Source organism: Rhodothermales bacterium, assembly GCA_013002345.1.
Lineage (GTDB): Bacteria > Bacteroidota > Rhodothermia > Rhodothermales > JABDKH01 > JABDKH01.
Window position 1 is genome coordinate 1 of sequence record JABDKH010000362.1, and the last position, 5,855, is coordinate 5,855.

At 58.9% G+C, this 5,855-nt stretch carries 7 protein-coding genes; 4 read left to right on the forward strand and 3 right to left on the reverse strand.

The genetic code is table 11. The features are described 5' to 3' along the window. Positions 1–504: insulinase family protein (locus tag HKN37_17155; protein ID NNE48382.1), on the reverse strand; the 504-nt coding region annotated here is incomplete at its 3' end. Positions 505–754: 250 nt separating this feature from the next. On the opposite strand from HKN37_17155, the gene HKN37_17160 reads away from it, so the two are divergent. The 4 genes from HKN37_17160 (at position 755) to HKN37_17175 (ending at position 4,468) form a co-directional block, all read left to right on the forward strand. Continuing rightward, the gene (locus tag HKN37_17160) at positions 755–1,171 is read left to right on the forward strand and encodes a YjbQ family protein (protein ID NNE48383.1); all 417 of its coding nucleotides are present in this window, start codon (positions 755–757) and stop codon (positions 1,169–1,171) included. Between the two features lie 134 nt (positions 1,172–1,305). Further along, positions 1,306–2,544, forward strand: coding sequence for a Gfo/Idh/MocA family oxidoreductase (locus HKN37_17165; protein NNE48384.1), 1,239 nt, complete (start codon positions 1,306–1,308; stop codon positions 2,542–2,544). 278 nt (positions 2,545–2,822) lie between these two features. Beyond that, positions 2,823–3,371, forward strand: a complete 549-nt coding sequence (locus tag HKN37_17170; GenBank protein NNE48385.1) for a cytochrome c — start codon at positions 2,823–2,825, stop codon at positions 3,369–3,371. 56 nt (positions 3,372–3,427) lie between these two features. Then, positions 3,428–4,468: an SMP-30/gluconolactonase/LRE family protein gene (locus HKN37_17175; protein ID NNE48386.1), complete on the forward strand. Its 1,041-nt coding sequence runs from the start codon at positions 3,428–3,430 to the stop codon at positions 4,466–4,468. 20 nt (positions 4,469–4,488) lie between these two features. Here HKN37_17175 and HKN37_17180 read toward each other — a convergent pair whose 3' ends face one another. Beyond that, complete coding sequence (locus HKN37_17180; protein NNE48387.1) at positions 4,489–5,223, reverse strand: DUF1080 domain-containing protein; 735 nt, start codon at positions 5,221–5,223, stop codon at positions 4,489–4,491. Positions 5,224–5,229: 6 nt separating this feature from the next. Beyond that, the coding region (locus HKN37_17185; GenBank protein NNE48388.1) for a sugar phosphate isomerase/epimerase at positions 5,230–5,855 on the reverse strand (626 nt) is incomplete at its 5' end.

A 5,855-nucleotide genomic window follows, 5' to 3' on the forward strand; every position in this document is an offset into this window, starting at 1 on the left:
AAAGATGCGTGCCTGAGCGCCACGACCGAGACGCCATTCTTCGATCACGACACCTCTCTCCTTCTCGACCTCGTCCGGCTCGAACACAATTTCCGTTGCCCACTCGCGCAGGATCTCCAATCCCGTCGCCAGTTGCGCCAGACTATCAGTCCGCACCGATAGCATGTAGACCGTCTCGTCAAGGGACGTGTACGCGTTGAGGTCCGGACCGAAGCGCGTGCCAGTGAGCTCGAGATAGTCGATTAGCTCCTGCTTTGGAAACTTCTTCGTCCCATTGAACGCCATGTGTTCGACGAAATGAGCGAGGCCTCTCTGATCGTCGTCCTCCAGCACGGATCCTGCGTCGACTACGAGTCGCAATTCGGCCCGGTCCGCGGGCTTCTCGTTTTGCCTGATGTAATATGTCAGGCCGTTCGCCAGTCTGCCGACCCGAACCTTCGGGTTGATGGGCAATGGCGCATCGTCGTCTGCGGTCGCCGTGGTCTCCGGGTCAGCCGGCATCATCGCTGTGGCCGGCTTCGGGGGCGAAACCTGCGGCGTGTCGACGGAACGAGTGGACTTACACGCCGCCAGAATCAGGACCGGCACAAGAATACATATCGAACGAAATCGCATAATCGGTACTACCAGGATTTGATTCTGGACCATCGACGGGGACTTAAAAGGCAATCAGATGATTGCGGTCCGAGGTGTCGATGTAGTCGCTAACCTATTTTCGTTAGAGGAATATTACGCATCAGAGGCATCCGGTTTCATGGTACACCAGAAACACATCCACCTGTCGACGACCGGTCACGGCGATATGCATGACGTATCGAACGTAGTAAGTGAAATCGCTCTTGAGTCAGGCGTCAGGACGGGAATCGCGAACATATCGGTAATCGGAAGCACCGGAGCGGTCGGAACGATTGAGTTCGAGCCAGGACTACGGCGAGACCTACCGGAGATCCTCGACGGTCTAATGCCACCCGGACGCCACTACGGCCACGAACAGGCCTGGCACGACGGCAATGCGCACTCACACCTGCAGGCCACGACGCTTGGCCCGTCTCTGACGGTGCCCGTGACGAACGCAGCCCCCGTCCTTGGCACCTGGCAGCAGATCTTCTTTCTCGAATGCGACGTTCGGCCGCGCGACCGGACGCTGGTGGTGACCTTGATCGGAGAATGAGGGATGCCGCTCCCGTCGACAACTCATCGATTACTCGGGAAGTGGACGTGCAAATCACTCGCCCTGCTCCATGCGAGACAGTACCGACGTGTTTACATTCTCTCATCCTTCCAGACCTACCCTGAAGTTTTAACATGGCATCAGACAGGATCGGCATCGGCTTCGTAGGAAGTGGTTTCATCGCCCGCTTTCACATACAGTCTTTTCTAGCGGTGCGAGACGCGGACATTAACGGAGTCTTCAGTCCCAGCATCGAGAGTGCAGAAAGTGCGGCCGCGCTGGCGCGTAGTCTCGGAGTCGGCGAGGCGAAGGCTTTCGGTTCGATCACCGAGATGGTGTCCGACCCCGCCATCGATGCGGTCTGGATATGCGGCCCGAACCATGTGAGGATTGAAAACATGGAGGAGATCGTGGCGGCCGTCAAAAGCGGTGCACGACTCAGAGCGGTGGCCTGCGAGAAACCGCTTGCGCGGAACGTGCGAGAGGCGAAGCGAATGCGCGAACTGGTGGACGAGGCGGGGTTGCTGCACGGGTATCTGGAAGATCAGTTGTTCACCCCCGGACTCGTGCGCAGTCATGACATCCTGTGGAAGCGGGGTGCATCGATAGCCGGGCGCCCCTATCTGGCCCGTGCCGCCGAGGAGCACAGCGGTCCGCATCGCGCCTGGTTCTGGCGGGGCGATATGCAGGGTGGCGGAGTCCTCAACGACATGATGTGCCACAGCGTCGAGGTCGGCCGTTTCCTGTTGACCGAGCCGGGGAAGCCGCGCGACAGTCTGCGCCTGAGGAAAGTTTCGGCACAGATCGCCAGCCTGAAATGGACGCGGCCGAAGTATGCGAAAATACTCAAGGAGACATACGGTTCCGAGGTGGATTATGAGCGATCCCCGTCGGAGGATTTCGCGCGGGCGACGTTCGAGTACGAAGACGAATCGGGCAACACGCTGATCTCCGAAACGACCACGTCTTGGAGCTTCGTTGGCGCAGGCCTGCGGCTGAGCGCCGAGCTCCTTGGCCCCGAGTACTCCATGAGCTACAACACGTTAGATTCAGGAGTTAAAGTTTTTTTGAGCCGACATGTTCATGGTGACGCGGGCGAGGATCTGGTCGAGAAGCAGAATGCCGAGCAGGGGTTGATGCCAATCGTCGGGAATGAGGCGGCCGCCTACGGCTACGAGGGAGAGAACCGCTACTTCGCGCAGGCATTTCGAGAGGGCCGGCAGCCCGAGTACGGTTTTGACGACGGCGTTGAAGTCGTCGAGCTGCTGATGACAGCCTATATGAGTGCTGAGCAGGAGAGGACGATCGAGTGGCCGCCCGAGGGTCTGGAGGATTTTGTGCCGGCGGTCGCGCGCGGTACCTGGAAGGGCTAGGAATTGACGCGCCCCGGCGAGGACAGACCCAGCCATTTCCTCCGTCGAAGTACAGAATCATCCGCTTAGTCTCTGCGAGAACTGGGTCATCTGTTTCGTTTGCGAGAGCTGAATTGTCCATTCCGTCATAGCGAGAAGGAGCGTCAGCCGCGACGAACCAATCCTAGACCTGCCAGATTGCCTCTCGATTCACGGCCTCGCAGGACACTTCAACGCGAACGTCCTCGCTTCAAGAACGTACCACGCGAGAACTCCCGAGACTTCAGACACCGCCCGACATGCGACTCCTCTCAGCCCTTCTCATTCTGCCGGCCTCCGTCGCCGCCATCCTCTGGCTCGCAGCGACTCAGTTCGGCGGCTCGTCCGTCACTTCGCCGCAGCCGGACAACGGCAACGACGGCCAGCAGATCTATATGACGCGCTGTGTCTCATGCCACCAGGCTGAGGGCCGCGGCATATCCGGCTACTTCCCTCCGCTCGACGGCACCCAGTGGGTGCTCGAGGAAGAGGGGCGACTGATCCGTATCGTCCTCCACGGTCTAACCGGTCCTACGACGGTGCAGGGCGTCGCGTACAACGGAGCCATGCCGGCGTGGGGTACCGTGCTCTCCGACAGCGAAATCGCAGATGTCCTCTCCTACATCCGCAACGCGTGGAGTAACGAAGCCCCGGAGGTCAAGCAGGCAGACGTAGCAGCCGTCCGTGCACTCACCGTCGATCGCGCCACGCCGTGGACACACGCCGAGCTGGAGCTCGCTGAGAACTGGAGCATACCGAGCACGGCCAGTGAATCGGATGACGAAGACTCCAGCGAGGATGTCAACTGAACGAGAACAGACGCATTCAGTAAGATGTCATCCACTTATTCATACACTCGCACCGAATGACCACTTCGCGCTGCCTCCCGATTCTTGGATTGCTGCTCCTCGGTGCTTGCACGACACCGGTCCCGAGCAACAATACCGATCACGCACGCGTCGACACCATTGGATATCTCGAAGTCGCACATCCCGATTTCCACAGGCTTGTCCCGTCCGACGCAAGAATCGAGATCCTGGCTGAAGGATTTACGTGGTCCGAGGGGCCAGTCTGGATCCCAGACGGTGGCTACCTGTTGTTCTCCGATGTTCCGGAGAACATGATCTATCGCTGGGATGAACAGGACGGTCTCTCCGTGTGGCTTTCTCCTTCGGGCGAAACCGGTTACGCATCCGGTGCTCACGAGGGCTCCAATGGACTTCTTCTGAACAAAGACGGAGAACTCGTCCTGTGCCAACACGGTGATCGTCGTGTGGCGAAGATGAATGCCGATCTTGAAGATCCACAACCGCTCTTCACTACGCTGGCCGATCAATTCAACGGCAAGAGATTCAACAGTCCGAACGACGCCGCGTACCATCGGAGTGGCGACCTCTATTTTACCGACCCTCCGTACGGATTGACGGAGGCATCAAATTCGGAGCTTGGTTTTCAGGGCGTGTTTCGACTATCGACAGGCGGCGTGGTCGAGCTCCTGACCGACGACCTGGCGCGGCCGAACGGTATCGCATTCTCTCCTGACGGCAGCACTTTGTACGTTGCGAACTCGGACCACGAGCGTGCCGTCTGGGTGGCATACGATGTGGGCGATGACGGCATGCTCTCAAACGCAAGGACGTTTTTTGATGCAAGCCGATGGTCCGGATCCCGCAGCGGACTGCCCGATGGACTCAAAGTCGATGACCAGGGCAATCTATTTGCCACCGGGCCGGGAGGCGTTGTGGTTCTTGCTCCAGACAGCACCCATCTCGGGACCATTCGACTTCCGGTGCCCGCCGCCAATGTCGCATTCGGCGACGATGGTCGCTACCTATACATCACGGCCGACATGTACCTGCTGCGGATACGGCTCGTCTGGACCGACCCGACCGGCACTGCGCAATAGCAACGAATCGCAACAATCTTCTACTGAGTGTCCGGCAGTCGCTTAATGCGGACGTTACGATACCAGACTTCGTCGCCATGGTCTTGGAGCGCGATGTGACCCATGGCCATTCGTCCGTAATCGGGTTCTTTCGCCCACTTGCTGTTCTCGACTCGCTGGTTCCACTCTTCACTGAACAGCTCATACTCAACGACCTTCACCCCGTTGAGCCAGTGCTCCACGTGTGTGCCGTCAACGAGGATCCGGCTCGAGTTCCACTCCCCGGCTGGTTTCGTCGCGTCTTCCGCGGGAGCGTACAGGTCGTACGCCGCCCCTGAGAGGTGGCTCGCGTCATTCGCCGCGTCGGGATGGGCGTCATCGTCCAGCACCTGCATCTCCGGCCCCGTCAAGTACGGAGCACCATGCACCTCCACCACCCGGTACATGATCCCACTGTTACCGGCCTCGGAGATCTTCCACTCCAGCTCAAGATCAAAATTCTGCCACTGACCTTTTGTGATGAGGTCGCCACCGTTCGTACCGGCACAATAAATCACCGCGTCCTTTACGGACCAGCCACTGGGTATATGATCCTTCTGGAAGCCGCGCCACAGGTCGAGTGTCGCACCGTCGAAGAGCGTCTCCCAAGATGATTCAGTCTCAGTCGACACAGGGGCCACTTCCAGCGCTCGTGGTGCACACGCGGACAGCGACATTAGTGCTGCAGCGATTCCAACAAGCGCGGGTGACGCACATCGCAAGATTTGTGAATTCATGGGTTCTCACGTCTCTTTGTATTCGGTGGCCAGCCTCTCTCGCACGGCGAGCAGCAGGTCGCGCGTTGCTCGTATCCCGTCACCCTCGGAGAGCACACTCCCCTCGTACTCTATTCCTACGTAACCGCGATAGCCGGCGTCAAGGACAATCCGCATCAGTCGCTCGTAGTCCAGGGTAGTCTCGTTTCCAGCCTCGTCGAAATCGTACGACTTCGCGCTGACCGCCTTCGCGTACGGCATCAGCTCTTCGACTCCGCGATAGTAGTCGTACATCTCATTGCATCCATCTACGGGATAGGCCGAACCCTCGATACAGAAATTGCCGAAGTCGGGAAGCGTTCCGCAACGTGGATGATCAACCATCTCCATCACGCCGGCCAGCCATTCTCCGCTGCTCGACAGACCCCCGTGATTCTCGACGATCACGTTCAGTTCCAGGCCCGCGGCGAACTCAACGAGCTGCCTCAAACCGTCGGCAGATAGCTTCATCTGCGCGTCGTATGCCAGAGACTCGGCGTTGATCATGGCATTGACGCGGATTGAGTGACACGAAAGAAATTTCGCCGCCTGGACCCACTTGAAATGGTTCTCTACGGCGGACCGACGCACTCCTGGATCGCTACTTCCCAGAT